The following is a 21881-nucleotide window of genomic DNA, read 5'->3' as shown; positions in this document are numbered from 1 at the left end:
ATGCCGGCCGGCCGACCGCACCGCGGCCGGCCGGCGACGCGGCTCGGTGGGCCACGCGCCACCGGTCGGCAGGCTGGCGTGCGGCTCAGGTCGGCAGGGTAAGTTCGCGCCATGCCGGAACTCGTGTACCCGCCCGTGATCGCCGCCGCCAAGACGCTGTTCCGGGTCCTGGACCTGAAGATCACCGTCGAGGGCGCCCACCACGTCCCGCGTACCGGCGGGGCGGTCATGGCCAGCAACCACGTCAGCTACCTGGACTTCATCTTCTGCGGGCTGGGGGCGAACCCGTCGCGGCGGCTGGTGCGGTTCATGGCCAAGAAGTCGGTGTTCACGCACAAGGTGTCCGGCCCGCTGATGCGCGGCATGCGGCACATCCCGGTGGACCGGCGGGCGGGCGCGGGGTCGTACGCGACGGCGGTCAGTGCGCTCAGGCGCGGCGAGGTGGTCGGCGTCTTCCCCGAGGCGACGATCAGCCGCTCGTTCACGGTCAAGGCACTCAAGAGCGGGACCACCCGGATGGCGGCCGAGGCCGGCGTGCCGGTGCTGCCGGTGGCGCTCTGGGGCACCCAGCGGCTCTGGACCAAGGGCCGGCCGCGCACCCTGACCCGCCGGCACACCCCGATCACCATCCTGGTGGGCGAGCCGATGGACCCGGCCGCCTACCCGGACGCCAACGCGATGACCGTCGACCTGAAGACGCGGCTGAGCGCGCTGGTCGACCGGGCCCAGCGGGAGTACCCGGACCAGCCCGCCGGCCCCGACGACACCTGGTGGCTCCCGGCGCACCTGGGCGGCACCGCCCCCACCCCGGAGGAGGCCGCCGCCCTCGACGCCCCCGCCCGCCGCCCCGCCACCCCCTGACCCACCCCACCCCCCTGCCCCACCCCCCCACCCCCCACCCCCCGCCCCTGCTCTCCGCGATCTTGCAATCTGGCCCCGATATATCGGGCAAAAGGCGCGAAGCGGGGGTCGAAAGTGCAAGATCGCCGCGTGGAGGGGTGCGGGGCGCGGGGGTGGGGGTGCGGGGGTGGGGGTGCGGGGGTGGGGGTGCGGTGGGTGGCTGGATCGGTCCGGGGTGGGGCGGGATGGTGTCTGACGTGTCGGCGTCCGTGCGGTCAGGATTCACCGTATGAGCAGAGCAGCACTCGTCGTCATCGACGTCCAGGAGTCCTTCCGGCAGCGCCCGATCTGGGCGTACGCCTCGAACCCCGACATCGTCGCCCAGGTCGGCCGGCTGGTCGACGCGGCCCGCGAGCGCGGTGACCTGGTCGTCTGGGTCCTGCACGCCGAGCCGGGCAGCGGCGGCGTCTTCGACCCGGCCGGCGGGCACGTGCGGCTGATCGAGGGCCTCTCGGCGGTCCCGGGGGAGCCGACGCTGGTGAAGACGTCGCACAACGCGTTCACCACCACCAACCTCCAGCAGACCCTGACGATGGCGGGCGTCCGCGAGATCACCGTCTGCGGGATCCGCACGGAGCAGTGCGTCGAGACCACCGCCCGGGTCGGCTGCGACCTCGGCTACGAGGTGACCTTCGTGACGGACGCGACGGTCACCTTCCCGACCCCGCACCGGGACCTGCCGGCCACCGCCACGCTGGAGGAGGTCCTCGCCGACCCGCGCACCCTGTCGAACGAGGACATGATCGCCCGCACCGAGTACGCCCTCGCGGGCCGCTTCGCCACCGTGCGCACCGTCGCCGAGGTGACCGGCGCGGTCCCGGCCGGCGTACGGGGCTGAGCCGATGGCCCGGGTCGTCTTCCTGCTCGTCCCGCAGGTGCACCTGCTGGACCTCGCCGGGCCGGCCCAGGTCTTCTCCACCGCCGCCGACCTCGGGCACGACTACCGCCTGCACTACGTCGCCGACCGGGAGGTCGTGCCGACCGTGCAGGGCGTACCGCTGGTGGCCGGGCTGGAATGGCCCGAGCTGACCCGCGACGACCTGGTGGTCGTGCCCGGGTGGCGGCCCCGCGCGCACGGGCCGCAGGGGCCGGTCGGGCCGGACGACCTGCGGCGGCTGGCCGACCACCACGCCGCGGGCGGCACCGTCGCCAGCGTCTGCGCCGGGGCGTACGCCCTCGGCCGGGCCGGCCTGCTCGACGGCCGCCGCTGCACCACCCACCACGAGGTGCAGGACGAGCTGGCCCGGCGGTTCCCGGCGGCGCGGGTGGTACGCGACGTGCTCTACGTGGTCGACGACCGCGTGGTCACCTCGGCTGGCATCGCCAGCGGCATCGACGTGGCGCTGCACCTCGTGGCCACCCGGCACGGCCCGGCGGCGGCGGCCCGGATCGCCCGCACGCTCGTCGTCCACTCCCGGCGCAACGGCCACGAGCAGCAGGCCAGTGCCATGATGCGGCACCGGTCGCACCTGTCCGACGCGGTGCACCGGGTACAGGACCTGATCGACCACCACTTCGCCGAGCCGCTGCCGCTGGCCGACCTGGCCGCCGCGGGCGGGGTGGCCGAGCGGACGCTGACCCGGCTGTTCCGGCAGGCCACCGGGCTGACCCCGCTCGGCTACCAGCAGACCCTGCGGGTGGAGCGTGCCGAGCACCTCATCGGCCACGGCGCCACCGTGGAGGCGGCCGCCCGCACGGTCGGCTTCACCGATGCCCGGATGCTGCGCCGGCTGCGGGCCCGTGCCACCCGCGGTCGAAGCGTCCCCGCTGGTAGTAGTCGTCCCGGGAACGGAACTCCACCGGCAGCGACCCCGGCAGGGTGATCCGGGCGACGCCGGCGGACAACCCCGCCCCGGCCCGCACCGCCAGCACGTCCCGCTCGGGCGGCGAGAGGTCCACCAGCTCGGGGTGGGCCAGCCGGAACGCGGCCACCGTCCGGCGTACCCGGCGGGCCAGCCCGGCGACCTCCTCGGCGGGGCCGGCGAGGCCGAGGGCCGGCTGCTGGATGGTGCGCAGCGCGTCGCAGACCACCAGCAGCCGCGCCTGCTCGTCCGGCCCGGGCGGCAGCAGCTCCAGCCGGGACGGCCACTGCCAGCGGATCTGGCCGCTGACCAGGCCCGGCAGCCGGACGACCCGGCGGTGCCGTGTGCCGGCGCCCGCCCCGTCGGCCAGGGCGAGCCGCGGCCCGTCCCCGACGTACGCGATCCGCCGGTCGGTGACGGTCACCGCCACCGGCGCGGGCAGCGCCCACCGCCGCCGCGCCTCCGTGGGGCCGAGCAGGTGCCCCGAGGCGTGCAGCCGGTGCCGGGAGAGCACCCGTTCGCCCGCCTCCGGGACCAGCTCGTGCCGCCGGTCCAGCACGGGAGCGACGTCGTCGGTCCCGTCGAAGCGGTGCGGGGCGATGAAGAAGGGGGACGCGTCATCGTGCATCGTCATGACCTCCGGTGCAGACGGCATCTCATCACGAGCGTCTCCGACCCCGCACCAGCTGTCATGACGCCCGTTAGGGGGTCGGCCGGTCGTGCGACGCCTGTGACCGGTAGATGCCGATCTCCTCCGGCCGGACCAGGCCGTCCTCGATCGCCCGGGCGAGCAGCGCCGCCTTCGTGGCGGCCGGCCGCCCCGCTCGGGTGTACTTGATCCTCGCCCGGTCGACGTACTGCTTGACGGTGTGCTCGCTGATCCGCATCCGGCGGGCCACCGACGCCTTCGACATCGACTGGAACCACAGCAGCAGCGCCTCGCGCTCCTTGTCGGACAGCGTGGGACGGTCCGGCCGGGGGTCGCCCACGATCGCCCCGGCGAGCGCCGGCGGCACGTACGGGCGGTCGCTCGCGGCGGCGAGCACGGTGGCCACGCAGTGCTCCCGCCCCTCGTGCTTGGCGAGGAACGCCACCGCCCCGGCGTCCAGCGCGGCGAGCATCGTCTCCGGGTCGGTGTGCTCGGAGTAGACCACCACCCGCCGGCCGGCCGCACTCAGCTCGGCGAGCTTGTCCCACGCCATCCGCCCGTGCAGGCGCAGGTCCAGCAGGACCACGTCGGCGTCCGGGGCGGCTCGCAGCACCCCGTCCGGGTCGTCGCCCGTCGCCAGCACGGTCAGCCGGGGCTCGCTGGCCAGCCAGGCGCACACCCCCTCGACGACGACCGGGTGGTCGTCCACGATCGCCACGCCGACCGGCCGTCCGTCGCTCACCGCCGCCACCGGGTCTGCGTCCATCTGATCTCCCCGTCCCGCTCGTAGAGGTGCTCCACCGGCCCGCCGTCCCCGCCCGGCGGCCCGCCGGCGCCCGTCCTTTCCCGACCGGCGCCCGGGCGGTCCGGGCGACCAGCGCCTCCCGGGTGAGCCGCTGGTGCGCGACGAAGGCGGCATCGGCCCGGCCGATCCGCCGCCGCATGATCGCGGTCATCACCGCCGCGCAGGCGGTCTGCACCAGCAGCGTCCCCGCGTGCGCGGCGGCCTCGTTCGGCTGGCCGGCGGCGTGCGCGCCGACCGCGTAGGCGGCGGTCACCAGCAGCCCCGCCGGCACCGACCAGCGCGCCGGGGCGGAGGCCTGCGCGTTGATCACCGTGGTGCTGGCCAGCACCGCGATCCAGCTCCCCTCGCCGGGGAGCACCTCGGGCGCCACCAGCAGCGGCATCGCCAGGCACGCGGCGGTGGTCGCCGCCACGTCGCCGGCCATCAGCGGCCCGCCGATGCCGTGCCGCAGCGCCCGGTACGCGTACCACACCGACCAGGCCGTCAGCGCCGCGACGGCCGGCACCAACAGCGCCGGCTCGACGGGCGGGGTGCGCACCGACAGGGCCACCACCGCCCCGGCCAGGCCGCACGTCAGGCGCAGCAGCGCCGGCAGCCTGGTGAAGATGACGGCGAAGGCGTCGCCGGCCGGGGTGTCCAGCGTGGCCGGCGACGTGCTCGGAACGGCAACGGCCGGCATCGGGGAGAGGCGTCCTTCTGCGACAACGACCCGATCCGGGTCCGCGCGGCGGAGATCGAAGCCGGAGAATAACACGAGGATCGCCCCGATATCACCCTCGGTGCGCGTCACGTCGCCGGTCCGTCAACCAGTCGTCCTCCGTCAGCCGGCGTCGGGCTCCGCGGCTGTCGGCGCCTGCGTCACCGCCGAGCCGGTCGGCTCCGAGCCGTGCTCGCCGCCCCTCAGCCGCCGGCCCGGTCGGCTCCGCGTCGCGCCGCCGCCAGCAGGTGCCCGCTGGCGCCGATCACCTCCGGATCGCGCTCGAAGAGCGTCGCGCAGCGCAACACCTCCGCGAACAGCGGCCCATCGGACTCCGGCCCGCCCGCCACGGCCAGCAGCGGCCACAGCGGACCCTCGACGCCGTACAGGTCTGGCCGGGGGAGTCCGGCCGTCTCGAACTCGTCGGCCACCTCGTGTGGCCGGTGGAAGTAGGCGGTGGTGAAGCCGCTGCCCGCGTCGTTGACGCCGGTCGCGTAGGTGCGCACCAGGGCGGGACGGGTGCGGTCGTCCACCCGCCCCTGCCGGGTGAGATCCATCAGCGGCGCCTGCCGGCTGATCGTCGCCGTGACCACCAGGCCGCCGGGCCGGGTCGCGCGGGCCGCCTCGCGCAGCGCGGCGACCCGGTCCGCGCGACCGGTCAGGTGGTAGAGCGGCCCGAGCAGCAGGGTCACGTCGGCGCAGCCGTCGGCGAGCGGCAGCCGCCGCGCGTCGCCGACCGTGGCGCTCACCCCGGGGTGCGCGCGCCGGGCCGCCGCCGCGTGCACGGGGACCAGGTCGACCAGGTGCACCCGGTGACCGGAGGCCGCCAGCCACCCCGCGTACGCGCCGGGGCCGCCGCCGACGTCCAGCACCGTCGCCGGTGCCGGCGGCAGCAGCCGGGTCAGGACCTGGCGGGTGCGCAGCCCCTCCAGCCGCCCCAGCGGGGTGCGCTCCAGCCGATCCGCCTCCACGAAGACGTCGGTGTAGTAGCGCACGATGTCCGGCTCCGCCGGTCGGGACCCCGCCATCCGTCGATGCTGGCCACGAGCCGGCGGTGCTGTCACGTCAATTTGTCGGCGGGGCGCTCAGTTGACCGGCAGGACCCTGGGGCCGCCGCCGGCGATCGACCGGGTCAGCTTCCGTCCACCCGACCAGAACCAGCAGCGCACCCCCCGGTCACCGCGTGCCCAAGCCTCCTCCGAGGGGAACCGGTAGGTGGTGCCGGTGCGGTAGCGGAGCATGCCGTCGACCGGCACCTTCGCGTATCGGGCGATGACTGTCCGGCACTTCGCGTGGATCGCGTCCTCGTCCTTCGTCGCGTCGTCGTACCGGCCATCCGGGGCGGTCCAGATGCCCGCGTACTCGAACCGGTGCGGCTTGCCGCAGGCCACCGGCTCCAGGTTGCCCCAGCGGTTCTCCTCGCCGCAGGTGAACGTCAGCGAGGAGGGAGCCTTGAGGACGCCCCGCAGGGTGCCGGTGCGGGGCACGACCGGGTCGACCACGGCGCCGCCGGTGCCGCCTGCGGCGAGCTCGAGCAGGTCGCAGCGGTACCACCGGCTGCCGCCCGACCAGCCGGGCGGCGAGGTGGGCGCCACCTGCACCGACAACCGTGCGCCGCGCCACTCGCCACCGACGAACGTCTTCGCCCTGGCGTCGCAGTCGGCGAACGCGACGCGCATCGCCGCCGACCCGACGCGGGGCGGGATCGGACGCGCGGCGATCTCACCGGTGAACGTGCCGATGTGGAACGTCTCGACCAGGTGCGACTTCGCGCAGTCGACCGGCTGATGGCTCGTGAGGTACGCGGTCGGGTCGGCGACCGCGTGGCACTCGCCTGCCTGCGGCACGAACTGGCGGGCCTCGGCGACGGGCCGCCAGTCGTCGGTCAGGTCGCCGTCGGTGCCCGCCGGTGTGCCGCACCCGCTCAGCACCCCCGCGGCCAGCGCGGCCGAAAACGTGACGCCCAGCAAGCGTCGCATGTCGCCCTCCCCGTGCCCCGTGACAGCCGGCGCAGCATATGGCACCGGCCGGCGGCACGGTGTGCCGCCGGGGACGGCCCGGTCGCAGGTCCAGGTCGCGCTGCTGCGCGACCTCGGCGAGGTGGTGGACGACCTCCCGGTTGACGTGCGGCACGAGCGCCGCCAGCGCCCGGTTCGCGAACGGTACGGGCCGGTCGGCCGGCGCAGGCATCGCACCGTCCCATTTCGACGCCGGTGCTACGTTCACGCCATCGCCGCCTCACCAGCCAGGAGCCGACCGTGAAGAGGTACGTGGGCCTGTTCGGCGTCATCGTGGCGACGGCGGGCCTCGCCGTCATCGGCACCCTCGGCGGCGCGTACCTGGCCGACCGCACCGCGACCCGGCAGCCCGACTCCACCGCCGCCGCCACCGGCAGCACCGGCCGCCCGTCGACCGGATCCGGGAACGCCGACCCCGGCCGGTCGGCGTCGTCGGACCCATCGGCGTCGTCGGGCCCGTCGGCGTCGCCGAGCAAGCCGCAGCCCACGCCCCGGACGTACCGGCTCGACCGGCCGATCTACGAACAGGCGTCGCTGAACGTCACGCTGGTCAGCGCCGAGACCAGCGGCGGAAAGCTGCGGCTGAACATCAGGTACCGCAACGACTCACGGGTCGCGTGGCCGGTGAGCTGCCCGACCGCCGACGTCGACCTGGTCTCCTCACACCTCACCCTGTCGGACGGTCGGACCGTGCGTCCCGAGAGGACCTGGTGCGCCACGACACGGGCCGGTCAGTCCTTCAGCATCGGGCCGGGCGAGCAGATCGACAGCTGGGCCGTCTACCCGGTGGCCCCGGAGGCCGCATCGTCCTTCGAGCTGACCTGGTACGACTTCCCCACCCTCGACGTCCGGCTCGGGTGACCGCCCCGACGCCGCGGCCACGTGTCGTAGCCGTCGCCTGTCCTCCGTGCGTGCCCCACGTCGAGCCTCCCGGGCCGCCCTTCCGCGAGCTGCCCGAGTGCCCCGCCCCGCTTCCGCCGGCCGCCTGGAACCAGACCCTTGCCGAGCCCGACGCGGTGGCCGGGCACCTCGCCCGCGCCGCCGTGGCCACCGCTCTCCACCCGCTCAGGGGCTCCGAGGACGTCGGTTGACGTGATGCGCCCGGCAGGATTCGAACCTGCGGCCTTGGGATTAGAAGAAGATCGCGGCCGGCTGGTCAGGCGACGGCGCCCCTGGTCAAGCCGCCCGTCATTGTCGGGCAGCGTCGGCTTTACGGCTCGTCTTGGCTGTACGGACGGCTGTACAGTCCCGGGCATGGGCATGGACGTGGATCTGCTTCTCGGGACGGCCGTGCCGGATATGCCGCCCTCACTGGAGCAGTTCGCGCAGGAGGTCGTAGAGGTGCTCGGCGTCGAACTCATCGAAGTGTCCAGCAGCCGGCGGACGTTCTTTGGTGAGAGCGAGGACTTTCGGGCCTGGCTTGCCTTCCACCCAGAAAGTAAGGAGCCCAGCCTGAGCCACCCCTTCGTCTTGGAGCTTGGGACCGAGATGGGCGCGGAGGCAGAGGTCGGCACGAGGGTGTTTCAGAAGCTGGCTGACACCGGACGCTTCCGTGTGGTGCTTCTGTTGGACCACGATTGCGTCCGGTCGACGCACTTCCCGCGCGAGGACTGGTGAACTGACGGTCCTGGTGGGGCCATGCGTTGACGATGGCTGCGGCTCGCCGCTCGCTACAGGCCAAGCCACTGAGCAGGACACCGGGGAGCAGGCCCGTTCGGCTCCGCCCGGACTCGCGGTGGAGGTGGGCGACCCCCATCTCGGCAACGACGGTCCGCCACATCCACGGCTTGATCCGGAACTCGCTCGGTGACGCGGAGCGGGAGGAGTTGGTGCACCGCAACGCCGCGAAGTCGGTTCGTCCGCCGGCTATGCGTCAGGTTGAGCGTCGCGCCCTGGGCGTGGAGGAGGCCAGGCGACTGCTCGACGTGCTGCGGGGGCACCGCCTGGAGGCGCTGTACGTCTGCGCGCTGACGGTCGGGCTCCGTCGTGGGGAACTGCTCGGGCTCGCCTGGTCGGACATCGACTTCGAGGCCGGCACCCTGACCGTTCGGCAGACCGTTCAGCGGGCCGAGGGCCGGTTGCAACTCGTCGCACCCAAGACGGAGCGGTCTCGGCGGACAGTGCCGGTGCCGGCGCAGACTCTCGCCCTGTTCCGAGCGCATCGCCGCCAGCAAGCCGCGGACCGGTTGGCGGCGGGGGAGCGGTGGCAGGATCACGGCCTGGTCTTCCCCTCCAAGGTCGGCACGCCGATGGACCCGGACCACATCGACCGGACTTGGCACAAGATCCGAGCTGCCGCCGCCCTCAACTGGCTGCGGCTGCACGACCTGCGGCACGCCTGCGCCACGTTCCTGCTCGTCTCCGGGGCCTCGCCCAGGACCGTGATGAAGGTGCTCGGTCACAGCCAGATGGGGTTGACGATGAACACCTACGCACACGTCCTACCGGAGATCGAGCGGGCCGCCGTCGACGAGGCCGCGAAGCACCTCTTCGGATGACTTGGCTGTACGAATGGCTGTACGGGAGGCGTGGTAATCGTTCCGGCGGAAAGCGGGAGGCCGCTGAACTGCTGCGATGGTGGTGCGCCCGGCAGGATTCGAACCTGCGGCCTTGGGATTAGAAGTCCCCTGCTCTATCCGCTGAGCTACGGGCGCGCGGCGTACGTGTCGCGCCAGAAGGGTACCGCCGACCACGGGGTGGCCGGTGGAACGGGTGGTCGCGTCCCACGTCGTCGATCAGGGTCGCACGCACCCCCGGCGGAGGTCACCCGGGTTCGGCCGCCGGCGCGGCCCGGCGGCCGACGGGTCGTACCCTCGGCTGGTGCTGCTTGACCCGGACACCGAGAACGACGTCGCCTACGAGCTGTGCCAGCTCCTCGGCCGCGCGATCCTGCCCATCCGCCGGACCGACGCCGGGCTGGCGGACGGCGGCCGGGACGAGGGCACGGCGTTCTTCTTCACCGTGCAGGGGCGGGAGTACCTGCTGACCGCCGACGCCCTCACCCACGCCCCGGCCGGGGAGATCGGGCTGCGGGCGAGCGTGACCGAGCCGGCCGGGGTGTCGGCGGACGCCGTGGCCCTGCCGGACTACGCCGCGCGGTGGCACCATCGCGGGGATCTCGGCGTCGCCGTCATGCCCACTGGCGGCCTGCACGAGCACGCCGAAGGCGAGGGCTGGCGGTGGCGTACCCAGCAGGTGCCGGACGGGATCGCGGCCGACCGGGACGCGATCGCCCGGATCGGCGCGGAGCCGGGCTCGGCCATCGTGCTCGCCCACGGGGCCGGCGCGGACGGCGCCCGGCCGCTGGAGGTGGCGATTGAGCGGGTGGCGCGCGTGGGCGACGCCGTCCGGATCACCGCGGAGCTGCCGCTCGGCTACGTCGGCGCGCCGGTGTTCGGTGTCCAGGCCGGCGACGGTGAGGTGGGCCTGCGGTGCCTCGGACTCGTCCTGCCGGCCCGCGACGGCGGTCACCCGCTGGCCACCTTCGACCGCATCCGCGAGGCCGTCGCCGTCGTGTGAGGGTGCGTCGGCCGCCGGCTCAGCCGCCCTGCGCGGGCACGCCCGCCGGGTCGGCCTCGGCGGCCTGGTCGGCCCCGTCTGCGGGCCGCCGGCTCGCCGGTGGCCGCTCCCCGTCGCGGACCGTCGGCCCGGCGTCGAAGAACGCGTCGGCCCAGCGCCCGACCTCCGCGAAGACCTTCTCGCGTACGGCGGGGCCGGAGAGCGTGAGGTCGTGCATGCCGCCGTCGAAGCGTGCCACGGTGACGTGCCGGCCGAGGCGGGGCGCCCAGCGGACCATGTGCTCGACGTCGAGGACGGCGTCGGCGAGCGCGGCCGACTCGTGCCACTTCGTGCCCTTGAACGAGCGGGTCGAGCAGGCGAGTAGCACCGGCACCCGAATGTCCAGCCCGGCGCGGAGCTGCCGCTGGGCGGTGCGGATGGCGTTCAGCCAACCGGCCCGGACGGGAAACCCGGCGAGCGGCTTCCACGCCAGGTCGTAGTTCCACTCGCCGTGGTGGTCGGCGTGGATGGTCTGGCTGTAGACGGTGCCCAGCCCGAACGGCAGGACGCGGCGCGGCGCGCGGCGGCCCAGCGGGGCGACGGCGGCGGCGAGCGGCCGGCGTACCGCCCAGGGGGCGTTGATGTCGAAGAAGGGGCTGTTCAGGAAGAGCCCGTCGATGATCCCGGCGTCGCGGCGGGCGTGCGCCCAGAGCGGCATGATCAGGCCGCCGGTGGAGTGGCCCATCGCGAGCAGGGTGTCGTGCCCGTCGTCCTCGCGGATGATCGTCGCGGCGGCGTCCAGCTCCGGGAAGTAGTCGCTGACGTCGCGGCAGAAGTTCGGGGTCTGGTGGGGCAGCAGGCTGCGGCCGTGCTTGCGCAGGTCGACGGCGTAGAAGTCCCACCCCCGCTCGGCGAAGAAGTGGCCGAGGTGGGCCTGGAAGAAGTAGTCGGTGAAGCCGTGCGTGTAGAGCACGGCCCGCCTGGTCGGGCGGTCGGCGCGGCGACGGACCAGGGTGGCCACCACCGGCCCCTCGTCGTCGGCGCCGAGGTCGATCGTCTGCCGCTCGTACGGCGGGCCCAGCACGTCCGGTTCCACGAACGCGACGGTACGCCGGCGAGCTACCGGGCGGTAGCCCCGCCGTGCCCCGGCCCCGTCCGCCCGCACCGCGGACGGGGCCTCGGGCGTACGCCTCAGACCGTCTCCACCTCGGCGCGGGCCGGGTCGGTGTCCGGGTCGATCCCGGTCCCGGTCTCGGCGGCCGGGTGGCCGACGTCCCGCAGGTGCTTGTTGTGCCGCGGCTCCTGCTTGGTCTTCGCGTCGTTGAGCCGCCGCCGCAGGTCGTCCCGGACGTCGTTGAGCGCGGCGTGCAGGTCCTCCTCGGCGGACGTGGTGACGATCTTCTGCCGGCCGGCGATCCAACACTCCAGGGTGACCTTCTGTCCCCTGGCCTCCCGGTTCTTCACCGACAGTTCCAGCTCGGTGGCGTCGGCGTGGAACCCGGCCAGCCGGGCGTCCAGCGTGGCGAACTGCTCCGCGATCCAGTTCCGGTCGCCCTGGGAGAACCCGGCGCCGACCCGCAGGCACTCGGCGACGGTGGCCGGGTTGGCGACGGCGCTCATCGCCGCACCTGGCCGGGAACGAAGGCGGTTGCGGTGGTGGTCATCTGCATGATCGCTGACCCTCTCGTTCGTCGTGCTGTCGGCGGTGCGGTTGATCGAATCCATACCCCGCCGCCTCCCGTCCGGAACGTGACCTCTCCGGCACCCCGATCATCAGCCGGACGTCGTGGGCGCCCCCAGGGCCGCTCGGCCCTAGCACACCGGGACCTTGATCAGGTCTTTGTCCACAGGCGGTCCGGCCGTCCACAGGCCGGCGGGCGACGGTGGCGCCGGTCGTGCCCGACGGCCCAGGCTCGACACCGAGTCGACTCGCGATGGCAAGCCCGATCTCCCCCTGGAGGGACGATGTTCGACACCTACGTCACGATCGTGGGCAACGTGTTGACGGCCCCGGAGTGGCGCCGCACCACCCAGAGCAACACCCTGGTGGCCAACTTCAAAGTCGCCTCCACCGCTCGCCGGCTCGACCGCGACAGCGGTCGCTGGGTCGACGGCAACAGCCTGCGCGTCCGCGTCAACTGCTGGCGCAAGCTCGCCGAGGGCGTGGCCGCCTCGGTGATGGTCGGCGACCCGGTGGTGGTCTGTGGGCGGCTCTACACCCGCGACTGGACCGACGACGCCGGCAACCACCGCACCCTCTACGAGCTGGAGGCGGTCGCCGTCGGTCACGACCTGTCCCGGGGCCGGGGCCGGTTCATGCGCAACCGGCCGAGCATGACCACCAGCACCGTCGAGGACGCGGAGGCCGAGCACCGGGTGCACGGCGAGGCGACCGAGCCGGTGCCGGACGAGGACGCCCCCGCCCGGCCCGACGGCCGGCTGCTCGACGTCGAGTTCGAGCTGCCCGACTTCGGCCCGTCCGGGGCCGGCCCCGACCTGCCGGCCGACGCCGGCTTCGACGGCTCGCTCGACCCCTTCGACGACCCGGCGGACGGCAGCCGCGACGAGGAACCCGCCGGCCCCGCGCCGGAGGCCGGCGACCCGACGCCGGTGCCCGAGGAGTCCGACGCGCCAGCGGGCTCGCGCCCCGAGGAGACCGACGCGGGCCTCACCCCGAACGGGCGCGGCCGACGGGGTCGGGGGCGGGTGCCGCAGCCGGCGTGACCGGGCGGGCCCGGGCGACACGACGGGGGCGGGGTGACGTCGGCCACGCCGTCGTCACCCCGCGTGTCTCCCGCGCCCCCGTCCGGCGGACCCCGGCCGGTGTCGGCGGGCGCGTCCCCCGGCAGGGGTGGGGCGCGGCCCGTGGCGGTCGGGGGACTCCTGTCGGCGAGCACGGCCGTTGTCGGTGTGGCACGGCCCCTGTCGGGGCCCTTGTCGGTGGCACGGCCCCTGTCGGGGGCGGTGGCACAGCCCTTGTCGGCGGGCACGGCCCTGTCGGCGGGCCTTGTCGGCGTGGCACGGTCCCCGTCGGCGGGCCGCCCGGTCGCTGGCCCGCGAGGACCGGTCGCTCCCGCCCGAGGGCGGAAAGGCGCTCGGCTAGGCTGGCCGGCCGGAGGTGATGGCGGGTGCGACAGGCGACGCCGGTGGCGACCGCGGCGGGACTGGTCGCGGGGTACGCCCTCGACGCGCTCCTCGGCGACCCCCGCCGCTACCACCCCGTGGCCGGTTTCGGCCGTGCCGCCGGAGCCCTGGAGCGGCGGATCTACCGCCCGGACAGGGGCGCCGGTACGGCGTTCGCCGCGCTGGCGGTCGGCGCGCCGGTGCTGCTCGGCGTGGCCGCGACGGTTGCCACCCGACACCGGCCGGTGGCCCGGGCGGCACTGGTCGCCGCCGGGACCTGGACGGTGCTGGGCGGGCGTACCCTGCGGCACGAGGCCACCGTGATGGGGCGGGCCCTGCGCGACGGCGACCTGCCGGCGGCGCGGCAGCGGCTCGGTAATCTCTGCGGCCGGGACCCGTCGGCGCTCGACGAGGCCGAGCTGGCCCGTGCGACCGTGGAGTCGGTCGCCGAGAACACGTCGGACGCCGTCGTCGCCCCGCTGCTCTGGGGCGCGGTCGCGGGCCTGCCCGGCCTGCTCGGCTACCGGGCGGCGAACACCCTCGACGCGATGGTGGGGCACCGCTCGCCCCGCTACGCCCGGTTCGGCACCCCGGCCGCCCGCCTCGACGACCTGCTCAACCTGGTGCCCGCGCGGCTGACCGGGCTGCTCACCATCGCCGTCGCGCCGACCGCCGACGGCGACCGGGAACGCGCCTGGCGGGTGTGGCGCCGGGACCGCGACGACCACCCCAGCCCGAACGCCGGGCAGTGCGAGGCCGCGATGGCCGGCGCCCTCGGCGTACGGCTCGGCGGGCGCAACGTCTACTTCGGCCGCTCGGAGGTGCGGCCGTTCCTCGGCGACGGCCCCCGGCCCGAGGCGCGGCACCTGAAGCGGGCCGCCCGGATCTCGAGCGCGGTCGGGCTGGCCGCGCTCGGCCTGGCGGCCGCCTACCCGCTGACCGTCGGTCGCCTGGTGACCGCCGTCGGCCGCCGCGCCCTCGGCGGGGGCGCTGTGGTGCGGCGCGCGCTGCGGCGGCCCGACACCGGGCAGGGCATCCTCGGGCAGCGCGCCGGGAATCGAAGCGTCGCCGGTCCGCTGGTGGGTGCCACCGGCCCGCTGGCGGGCGCCATCGGTCGCCGCGTCGCGGCGACGGCGGGGCGGGGGAGCGGCCGGTGAGCGGCGGGCTGCTGGTCGCCGGCACGACCTCCGACGCCGGCAAGAGTGTGCTCACCGCCGGCATCTGTCGGTGGTTGCACCGCCGGGGCGTGAAGGTGGCGCCGTTCAAGGCCCAGAACATGTCCAACAACTCGGCCGTGGTCGTCGGCGCGGACGGCCGGGGCGGCGAGATCGGCCGGGCCCAGGCGATGCAGGCGGCGGCCTGCGGGCTCGCCCCCGACCTGCGGTTCAACCCCGTCCTGCTCAAGCCGGGCAGCGACCTGGCCAGCCAGGTGGTGCTGCTCGGCGAGGCCGTCGACACGGTCACCGCCGGCAACTTCCGCCAGCTGCGGCCCCGCCTCGCCGAGACGGCGTACGCGGCGCTCGCCGAGCTGCGGGAGGCGTACGACGTGGTGATCTGCGAGGGGGCGGGCAGCCCGGCGGAGATCAACCTGCGGGCCGGCGACTACGTCAACATGGGCCTGGCCCGGCACGCCGACCTGCCCACGATCGTGGTCGGCGACATCGACCGGGGCGGGGTGTTCGCCTCGATGTTCGGCACCGTCGCCCTGCTGGACCCGGCCGACCAGGCACTGATCGCCGGGTTCGTGATCAACAAGTTCCGGGGCGACCTCGGGCTCCTCCGGCCCGGGCTGGACATGCTGCACCGGGTCACCGGTCGGCCGACGTACGGGGTGCTGCCCTGGGCGCTCGACCTCTGGCTCGACGCCGAGGACTCGCTCGCGTACGGGCGGGTGCTCGGCCGGCCGGCCGCCCCGCGCGGCACCGACTGGCTGGACGTCGCCGTGGTCCGGCTGCCCCGGATCAGCAACGCCACGGACGTCGAGGCGCTCGCCACCGAGCCCGGCGTACGGGTGCGGCTGACCGTCGAGCCGGCCGAACTGGCCGCCGCCGACCTGGTCGTTCTGCCCGGCTCGAAGTCGACGGTGGCGGACCTGGCCTGGCTGCGGGAGACCGGGCTCGCCGAAGCGGTGCTGGCGCACGCGGCGGCGGGCAGGCCGCTGCTCGGCATCTGCGGCGGCTTCCAGATGCTGGCCCGGGCCATCCACGACCCGGTGGAGAGCCGGCAGGGGAGCGTGCCGGGGCTGGGCCTGCTGCCGATCGAGGTAACCTTCGATCCACGCAAGACCGTCCGGCAGTCCGTCGGGACCGCCGGCGGCGACGTCCCGGTCCGTGGTTACGAGATCCACCACGGCTACGTCTCGCACGCCGATCCCACGCTGACCCCGCTGCTGACCTGCGCTGACGGCAGCGGCGAGGGCGCGGTGGCGGGCACGGTGCACGGCACCCACTGGCACGGAGCCTTCGAGTCCGACGAATTCCGCCGCCGTTTCCTGACCGAGGTGGCCCGGCTGGCCGGCCGGTCCGGCTTCCGGGTCGCGCCGGACACGTCGTTCGCCGCCGCCCGCGAGCGCTCCCTCGACCTGCTCGGCGACCTGGTCGAGGAGCACCTGGACACCGCTGCCCTCTGGCGCCTCGTCGAGACCGGCCCGCCGGCCGACCTCCCCTTCATCCCACCCGGCGCCCCACCGGCCCCCTGACACGCCCCGCCCCCGCGCACGTCCGTGTCGAACGGGCCTGTGGGCTTGGGTGCCGTGCCTGCGCCTCGCACCTTCGCGCCACCGATGGTGGTCCCATGGACGGGGCAGCTCGACAGTGGCCGGACGGTGGGTGGCGGACCCAGACCATTCGGATCGGAGCCGCCGGATCGGACCCGCCGGTCCGGAGTCAGTAGCGGATGTCGGCCGGGCGGTCGGACATGGGCAGCCCCGCCTCGCGCCACGCCTGTACGCCGCCGATCACGTCGGTGGCGCGGTGCAGCCCGAGCGCCCGCAGGCTCGCCACCGCGAGGCTGGAGGCGTAGCCCTGCCGGCACACCACGACGATGCGCCGGTCGTAACCCGTGGCCTCGGGGATCCGCCAGGCGCTGGCCGGGTCCAGTCGCCATTCCAGCACCGTCCGGTCGATCACGATGGCACCCGGGAGGTCGCCCTGTTCCCGGCGCTGCACGTCGGTGCGGGTGTCGACCAGCAACGCCCCGGTGCGGACCGCCTCGACGGTCTGGTGCGGGGTCAGCCGGCGCACCCCGGCGCGGGCCTGTTCCAGCAGGGCGTCGACGCCCGGACTCATCACGCTGTGGGACACCAGCCGATCATCCCGCCCGGTCCGGGGCCCCGCCGACCGAACGCCCCGGCCAGCCCGCCGACCGCTCGTTCGGGCGACCCCCGATCGGTGTGCCCGCACGGCGGTCGCCCCCGACGCCATGCCGGTGCCCGCCCACGCGCCGTCCGCGCGGCTCGCCCGTCGTCGGTCCGCTCCGGGCCTCCCACTACCGTCGGCCAGGTTATGGTGGCGGTGGTCGAGGCGTACGACCGGTTGGCCCGGCGGGTGCTCGCCGGGCCGGCGCGGTTGGGGCGGACCCGGCTCGTGGTGGTGGACGGGCCGAGCGGCGCGGGCAAGAGCGTCTTCGCGGCGCGGCTCGCGGACGCCCTCGCCGACCTGCCCGGCGCCGGGCGGCCGCCCGTGGTGCACACCGACGACCTGCTCGACGGGTGGGACGACCAGCTCACCTTCTGGCCCCGGCTCGAAGAGTGCGTGCTGGCGCCGTTGCGCGCCGGTCGGCCGGGGGCGTACCGCCGGTACAGCTGGGTCCGGCGGGCCTTCCTGCCCCGTCCGGTGCCGGTGCCGGTCGCGCCGGTGCTGGTGGTGGAGGGGGTCAGCGCGGCGCGGGCCGAGGCCGCGGCCGACCGCACCCTCGCGGTCTTCGTCACCGCCCCGGCTCCGCTGCGGCTCACCCGGGCCGTGCGGCGGGACGGCTCCGGGATCCTGCCGGAGCTGCGCCGCTGGCACCTCGGGGAGCGGGCGCACTTCGCCGCGGACCGCACCGAGGCCCGGGCCGACCTGGTGGTCGACGGCGCGCCGACCCTGCCGCACGACGCCGCCCGCTACTACGTGCGGCGGCGCTGACCAGAGTGGCCGTGGCCTCGGGCGAGGCGATCGGTAAGGCCGGCATACGATGCCGGTCATGACCACACCGATCATGTCCGAGTCCGAGGTCCGGGCCGCCGTCGAGCGGGAGCTGCCCGGCGTCCGTGCCGACCTGGAACGCCTCGTCCGCATCCCCGGCATCGCGTTCGAGGGCTTCGACCACTCGCACGTGGAGCGCTCCGCCGAGGCGGTGGCCGAGCTGCTGCGCGGCTGCGGCCTCGACGTCAAGATCGTGCGCTCCGGCGGCCAGCCGGCGGTCATCGGGAAGAAGCCCGCCCCGCCCGGTGCGCCGACGGTGCTGCTCTACGCCCACCACGACGTTCAGCCGGTGGGCGACCTGTCGCTGTGGGAGTCGGACCCGTTCGAGCCCGTGGAGCGGGACGGCCGGCTCTACGGCCGGGGCGCCGCCGACGACAAGGCCGGCATCATGGCGCACGTCGCGGCGCTGCGCGCGTTCGGGGACGCGCTGCCGGTGGGCGTGGTCCTCTTCATCGAGGGCGAGGAGGAGTACGGCTCCGACTCGCTGGAGCGGCTGCTCGCCGAGCACCGCGACGAGATCGCGTCGGACGTGATCGTCATCGCCGACTCCGGCAACTGGGACATCGGCGTGCCGGCGCTGACCACCTCGCTGCGCGGCATCGTCAACTGCTTCGTCGAGGTGCGTACCCTCGACCACGCCGTGCACAGCGGCATGTTCGGCGGCGCGGTGCCGGACGCGCTGACCGCGCTGGTCCGGCTGCTGGCCACCCTGCACACCGACGCCGGCGACGTTGCCGTCGACGGCCTGGTGGGCCGGGAGGGCGCGGCCGTCGACTACCCGGAGGAGCGGATCCGCGCCGAGGCCGGGCTGAGTGAGGGCGTGGACTTCATCGGCACCGGGCGGATCACCGACCGGCTCTGGACCAAGCCGGCCCTCGCGGTGCTCGGCATCGACGCCCCGGCCACCGGCGAGGCGCCGAACGCCCTGGTCCCGACCGCGAAGGCGAAGCTGAGCGTGCGGCTCGCGCCGGGCGACGACCCCAAGCGGGCGTACGCGGCCCTGCGCGCCCACCTGGAGAAGTACGCGCCGTGGGGTGCGCGGGTGACCGTCACCTTCGAGCACGACGGTGACCCGTGTGTCATCGACGCGTCCGGCCCGATGTTCGACGCCGCCCGTTCGGCGTTCCGGACCGCCTGGGACGGCACCGCCCCGGTGGACATCGGCATCGGCGGCTCGATCCCGTTCATCGCCACCTTCCAGGAGATGTTCCCGCGGGCGGCGATCCTGGTGACCGGCGTCGAGGACCCGCACGCCCGGGCGCACGGCCCGAACGAGAGCCTGCACCTCGGCGAGTTCGCCCGGGTCTGCCTGGCCGAGGCGCTGCTGCTGAAGAAGGTCGCCGAGGCGGGCGCCGACGGGCGTTAGGTGTCGGAACCGTAACTTCCGGGTCGATGTGGGAGTTTGCGGTGTGTCGGGCGTGGGCTTGTTATAGCCTCTCGAACATGCGTACGAACGAGGTGATGAGCCGGCTCGAAGCCGCCGTCAGCGCTCTGGGGGACGTCGATGTCTCCGCGTGGCCCGAGGACACGCTCAAGGAACAGCTCGGTGAGCTCTCCGCCGCCCTGGTCGCGCTCGACACGGTGCTCTCCCGGGTCGCCGACGAGATCCGCGCCCGCGGGCTCCGCATCGAGGAGCCCGTCTCGGCCTGACCGCCCGGCCCGTGTGACGGCCCGGGCACGGCAATGCCCGGGTGGTGTCGGAGGTGGCTGGCAGGATGGACCCGTGCGGTTCATCGACCTGGCAGCCACCTCCGCCGCCGTCGGCGCCACCCGGGCCCGACGGGCCAAGGTGGAGTTGCTCGCCGAGGCGCTGCGGTCGCTCGACCCCGACGAGGTCGCGGCCGGCTCGGGGTGGCTGGCCGGCGAGCTGCGCCAGCGGCAGACCGGGGTGGGCTGGGCGAGCCTGCGTGACCTGCCGCCCCCGGCGGCCGAGCCGACCCTGACCGTGGCCGCCGTCGACGCGGCCGTCGACGAGATCGCGGCGGTGCGTGGGCCGGGGTCGCAGGCCCGCCGCCGGGCGCTGCTCGGTGCGCTCTACGCCGCCGCCACCGCCGACGAGCAGCGGCTGCTGACCGGCCTGTTCAGCGGCGAGCTGCGGCAGGGCGCCCAGGCGGGGCTGCTCGCCGACGCGGTGGCCCGGGCGGCCGACGTGCCGGTCGCCGCCGTACGCCGGGCTCTGCTGCTCGCCGGCGACCTGCGGGCGGTCGCGGTCGCCGCGCTCGACGGCGGCGCGCCGGCGCTGGCCGCCTTCGGCCTCCAGGTCGGCCGCCCGCTCGCGCCGATGCTGGCCCAGAGCGCGCCCTCGGTGGACGAGGCGCTCGCCGCCACCGGCACGCCCGCCGTGGTCGACGTCAAGCTCGACGGCATCCGGATCCAGGTGCACCGCTCTGGCCACGACATCGCCGTCTTCACCCGCAGCCTCGACGACATCACCGCCCGGGTGCCCGAGGTGGTCGCCGCCGTGCGGGCGCTGCCCGCCCGCGAGCTGGTGCTCGACGGCGAGGCGATCGGGCTCGACGAGACGGGCCGGCCGCTGCCCTTCCAGGAGACGTCGAGCCGCGCGGCGCGGCGCACCACGCCGAGCACCACCGGCCGGGCCCCGGTCGCCCCGGCCGTGCTCGCCGCCGCCGAGTCCACCGGCGAGACGGTGCTGACGCCGTACTTCTTCGACCTGCTGCACCTCGACGGCAACGACCTGATCGACCTGCCCGGCCGGGAGCGCTGGGCCGCGCTCGCCGCCGCGGTCGACCCTCCGCTGCTGGTCGGCCGGATGGAGGTCGACGGCCCGGAGCAGGCCGGCGAGGCGTTCGCCGCCGCGGTCGACGCCGGCCAGGAGGGGGTCGTGGTGAAGGCGCCCGACGCCCCCTACGACGCCGGCCGCCGGGGCGCCGCCTGGGTCAAGGTGAAGCCCCGGCACACTCTCGACCTGGTGGTGCTCGCGGTGGAGTGGGGCAGCGGCCGGCGTCAGGGCTGGCTGTCCAACCTGCACCTCGGCGCGCGGGACCCGCGCACCGGCGACTTCGTGATGCTCGGCAAGACGTTCAAGGGCCTGACCGACGAGGTGCTGCGCTGGCAGACCGAGCGGTTCTTCTCCCTCGCCGTCGAGCGCGGCGACTGGGTGGTGCGGGTCCGCCCCGAGCAGGTGGTCGAGATCGCCTTCGACGGGGTGCAGACCAGCTCCCGCTACCCGGGCGGGGTGGCGCTGCGCTTCGCCCGGGTGGTGCGCTACCGCGACGACAAGACGGCGGCCGAGGCCGACACCATCGACGCCGTACGCGCCATCCACGCAGGGCGGGCCAGCGGCTGACCGCCCGGCGGGGGTGTGCCGGGCGGCGCGAGCCGTGGGCGGGTCACATGTTCGACAGCGACCGGGCGTAGTTGACCTGGTTGTTGATGTGCTGCACCTGGGCCTGGTTCGCGACGGGCATCCGGGCCACGTACTGCTGGGCGCCGTTCGACACGGTGATCTGCACGGTGCCGTGGTGCCGGGTCTCCTTGATCAGCAGGAACAGCAGGCTGAAGATGGTCAGGCAGAAGAAGCCGACGATGGCGCACACCACCGCCCAGGTGGCGGTCTTCTGCTCCTGCTGCCAGTGGTCGACGACGTGCCAGGAGGCGCCGGCGAGCGGCAGCACGCCGGCCGGCGTATGGATCACCGGCGGGCTCACCATGATCTCGCCGATCTGCACCGCCACCGCACCCTGGGCGGGCGGCGGGTAGCCGGCCGGCAGCGGGCCCGGCTGCCCGACCGCGGGCGCCATCACCGGCGGGTGCGGCCCCGGCCGGACCAGATCCGTACCGGGCGACGCCGCGTAGGGCTGGGCCGGCGGGGCGGAGTACTGCGCGGCTGCCGGTGGGACGGAGTAGGGCTGGGCCGGCGGCGCGGAGTAGGGCTGGGCCGGCGGCGCGGAGTACTGCGCGGCGGCCGGCGGGGCGGAGTAGGGCTGGGCTGGTGGGGCGGAGTAGGGCTGGGCTGGTGGGGCGGAGTAGGGCTGGGCCGGTAGGGCGGAGTCCGGGCCGGGGAGCGGCGGTGCGAGGTGGTGCGGCGCTGCCGGCGGCGCCTGGTGGCCGGCCGAGACCGGGGCGGATGCCCAGGGATCGGTCGTCGGGTGCGGCTGAGTCGGCGGCTCCGAGGGCGGCAGCGGCATGGTGGGATCAGGGGTCACTGCGAACCCCCACGCAGATTGATCATTGACGGACCCTAC

At 75.0% G+C, this 21881-nt stretch carries 22 protein-coding genes, 1 tRNA gene and 2 pseudogenes; 15 read left to right on the top strand and 10 right to left on the bottom strand.

All coding sequences use genetic code 11. The annotated features are described in order from the left end of the window. The first annotated feature begins 111 nt into the window (after positions 1-111). From ACGF5G_RS09700 to ACGF5G_RS09690, 3 genes are all read left to right on the top strand, one after another. Positions 112-861, top strand: a complete 750-nt coding sequence (locus tag ACGF5G_RS09700; protein WP_393260829.1) for a lysophospholipid acyltransferase family protein — start codon at positions 112-114, stop codon at positions 859-861. Between the two features lie 268 nt (positions 862-1129). Then, positions 1130-1738, top strand: coding sequence for an isochorismatase family protein (locus tag ACGF5G_RS09695; RefSeq protein ID WP_393260827.1), 609 nt, complete (start codon positions 1130-1132; stop codon positions 1736-1738). Between the two features lie 4 nt (positions 1739-1742). Then, positions 1743-2723: a GlxA family transcriptional regulator gene (locus tag ACGF5G_RS09690; protein ID WP_393260824.1), complete on the top strand. Its 981-nt coding sequence runs from the start codon at positions 1743-1745 to the stop codon at positions 2721-2723. On the opposite strand, the gene ACGF5G_RS09685 is transcribed toward ACGF5G_RS09690, so the two are convergent. From ACGF5G_RS09685 to ACGF5G_RS09665, 5 genes and pseudogenes are all read right to left on the bottom strand, one after another. Further along, on the bottom strand, positions 2605-3330 hold the full coding sequence (locus ACGF5G_RS09685) for a hypothetical protein (protein WP_393260822.1): 726 nt from the start codon (positions 3328-3330) through the stop codon (positions 2605-2607). The two genes, ACGF5G_RS09690 and ACGF5G_RS09685, sit on opposite strands and share 119 nt — an antisense overlap. A 73-nt stretch (positions 3331-3403) precedes the next feature. Beyond that, positions 3404-4117, bottom strand: coding sequence for a response regulator (locus ACGF5G_RS09680; RefSeq protein WP_393260819.1), 714 nt, complete (start codon positions 4115-4117; stop codon positions 3404-3406). Between the two features lie 91 nt (positions 4118-4208). Then, a pseudogene (locus tag ACGF5G_RS09675) lies at positions 4209-4835 on the bottom strand (ATP-binding protein); the annotation flags it as partial. A gap of 221 nt (positions 4836-5056) precedes the next feature. Further along, a complete protein-coding gene (locus tag ACGF5G_RS09670; protein WP_393260817.1) occupies positions 5057-5881 on the bottom strand; it encodes a class I SAM-dependent methyltransferase in 825 nt (274 codons plus the stop codon). Between the two features lie 57 nt (positions 5882-5938). Beyond that, on the bottom strand, positions 5939-6832 hold the full coding sequence (locus ACGF5G_RS09665; protein WP_393260815.1) for a septum formation family protein: 894 nt from the start codon (positions 6830-6832) through the stop codon (positions 5939-5941). A 279-nt stretch (positions 6833-7111) separates the two neighbouring features. Between ACGF5G_RS09665 and ACGF5G_RS09660 the strand changes: the two genes are divergently transcribed. From ACGF5G_RS09660 to ACGF5G_RS09645, 4 genes are all read left to right on the top strand, one after another. Continuing rightward, the gene (locus ACGF5G_RS09660) at positions 7112-7732 is read left to right on the top strand and encodes a hypothetical protein (RefSeq protein ID WP_393260813.1); all 621 of its coding nucleotides are present in this window, start codon (positions 7112-7114) and stop codon (positions 7730-7732) included. 50 nt (positions 7733-7782) lie between these two features. Next, positions 7783-7962: a hypothetical protein gene (locus tag ACGF5G_RS09655; RefSeq protein WP_393260811.1), complete on the top strand. Its 180-nt coding sequence runs from the start codon at positions 7783-7785 to the stop codon at positions 7960-7962. 163 nt (positions 7963-8125) lie between these two features. Then, on the top strand, positions 8126-8488 hold the full coding sequence (locus ACGF5G_RS09650; RefSeq protein ID WP_393260809.1) for a hypothetical protein: 363 nt from the start codon (positions 8126-8128) through the stop codon (positions 8486-8488). A gap of 170 nt (positions 8489-8658) precedes the next feature. Continuing rightward, positions 8659-9369: a tyrosine-type recombinase/integrase gene (locus ACGF5G_RS09645; protein ID WP_393260806.1), complete on the top strand. Its 711-nt coding sequence runs from the start codon at positions 8659-8661 to the stop codon at positions 9367-9369. An 80-nt stretch (positions 9370-9449) separates the two neighbouring features. Here the strand turns inward: ACGF5G_RS09645 and ACGF5G_RS09640 are convergent. Continuing rightward, a tRNA-Arg gene (locus tag ACGF5G_RS09640) sits at positions 9450-9525 on the bottom strand. 166 nt (positions 9526-9691) lie between these two features. Here ACGF5G_RS09640 and ACGF5G_RS09635 point away from each other — a divergent pair. Next, complete coding sequence (locus tag ACGF5G_RS09635) at positions 9692-10390, top strand: hypothetical protein (RefSeq protein WP_393260804.1); 699 nt, start codon at positions 9692-9694, stop codon at positions 10388-10390. Positions 10391-10409: 19 nt separating this feature from the next. Here ACGF5G_RS09635 and ACGF5G_RS09630 read toward each other — a convergent pair whose 3' ends face one another. Continuing rightward, positions 10410-11465, bottom strand: a complete 1056-nt coding sequence (locus tag ACGF5G_RS09630) for an alpha/beta hydrolase (RefSeq protein ID WP_393260802.1) — start codon at positions 11463-11465, stop codon at positions 10410-10412. A 95-nt stretch (positions 11466-11560) separates the two neighbouring features. After that, positions 11561-11989: an HPF/RaiA family ribosome-associated protein gene (locus ACGF5G_RS09625; RefSeq protein ID WP_393260799.1), complete on the bottom strand. Its 429-nt coding sequence runs from the start codon at positions 11987-11989 to the stop codon at positions 11561-11563. Between the two features lie 345 nt (positions 11990-12334). On the opposite strand from ACGF5G_RS09625, the gene ACGF5G_RS09620 reads away from it, so the two are divergent. The 3 genes and pseudogenes from ACGF5G_RS09620 to ACGF5G_RS09610 all read left to right on the top strand — a co-directional run bounded on the left by ACGF5G_RS09620 (position 12335) and on the right by ACGF5G_RS09610 (position 16190). Then, the gene (locus ACGF5G_RS09620; protein ID WP_393260797.1) at positions 12335-13093 is read left to right on the top strand and encodes a single-stranded DNA-binding protein; all 759 of its coding nucleotides are present in this window, start codon (positions 12335-12337) and stop codon (positions 13091-13093) included. A 404-nt stretch (positions 13094-13497) separates the two neighbouring features. Continuing rightward, a pseudogene (locus ACGF5G_RS09615) lies at positions 13498-14505 on the top strand (cobalamin biosynthesis protein); the annotation flags it as partial. Between the two features lie 140 nt (positions 14506-14645). Continuing rightward, on the top strand, positions 14646-16190 hold the full coding sequence (locus tag ACGF5G_RS09610; RefSeq protein WP_393260794.1) for a cobyric acid synthase: 1545 nt from the start codon (positions 14646-14648) through the stop codon (positions 16188-16190). Positions 16191-16377: 187 nt separating this feature from the next. On the opposite strand, the gene ACGF5G_RS09605 is transcribed toward ACGF5G_RS09610, so the two are convergent. Next, entirely contained in the window at positions 16378-16779 is a 402-nt protein-coding gene (locus tag ACGF5G_RS09605) for a rhodanese-like domain-containing protein (RefSeq protein WP_393261648.1), read from the bottom strand. Between the two features lie 216 nt (positions 16780-16995). Between ACGF5G_RS09605 and ACGF5G_RS09600 the strand changes: the two genes are divergently transcribed. The 4 genes from ACGF5G_RS09600 to ACGF5G_RS09585 all read left to right on the top strand — a co-directional run bounded on the left by ACGF5G_RS09600 (position 16996) and on the right by ACGF5G_RS09585 (position 20983). Further along, positions 16996-17616, top strand: coding sequence for a uridine kinase (locus ACGF5G_RS09600; protein WP_393260791.1), 621 nt, complete (start codon positions 16996-16998; stop codon positions 17614-17616). A gap of 73 nt (positions 17617-17689) precedes the next feature. After that, complete coding sequence (locus tag ACGF5G_RS09595) at positions 17690-19042, top strand: dipeptidase (protein ID WP_393261646.1); 1353 nt, start codon at positions 17690-17692, stop codon at positions 19040-19042. 77 nt (positions 19043-19119) lie between these two features. Beyond that, positions 19120-19326 carry a hypothetical protein gene (locus tag ACGF5G_RS09590; protein ID WP_350686124.1) on the top strand — a complete coding sequence of 69 codons (207 nt, stop codon included), beginning with the start codon at positions 19120-19122 and terminating at the stop codon, positions 19324-19326. 73 nt (positions 19327-19399) lie between these two features. Beyond that, complete coding sequence (locus tag ACGF5G_RS09585) at positions 19400-20983, top strand: ATP-dependent DNA ligase (RefSeq protein ID WP_393260788.1); 1584 nt, start codon at positions 19400-19402, stop codon at positions 20981-20983. Between the two features lie 43 nt (positions 20984-21026). Here ACGF5G_RS09585 and ACGF5G_RS09580 read toward each other — a convergent pair whose 3' ends face one another. Further along, a complete protein-coding gene (locus ACGF5G_RS09580; RefSeq protein ID WP_393260785.1) occupies positions 21027-21842 on the bottom strand; it encodes a hypothetical protein in 816 nt (271 codons plus the stop codon). Between the last annotated feature and the right edge of the window lie 39 nt (positions 21843-21881).

Source organism: Micromonospora sp. NPDC047730, from assembly GCF_043204765.1.
Lineage (GTDB): Bacteria > Actinomycetota > Actinomycetes > Mycobacteriales > Micromonosporaceae > Micromonospora.
Note: the sequence above shows the minus strand (reverse complement) of the source record. Positions and strands in the feature narration are given on the sequence as shown.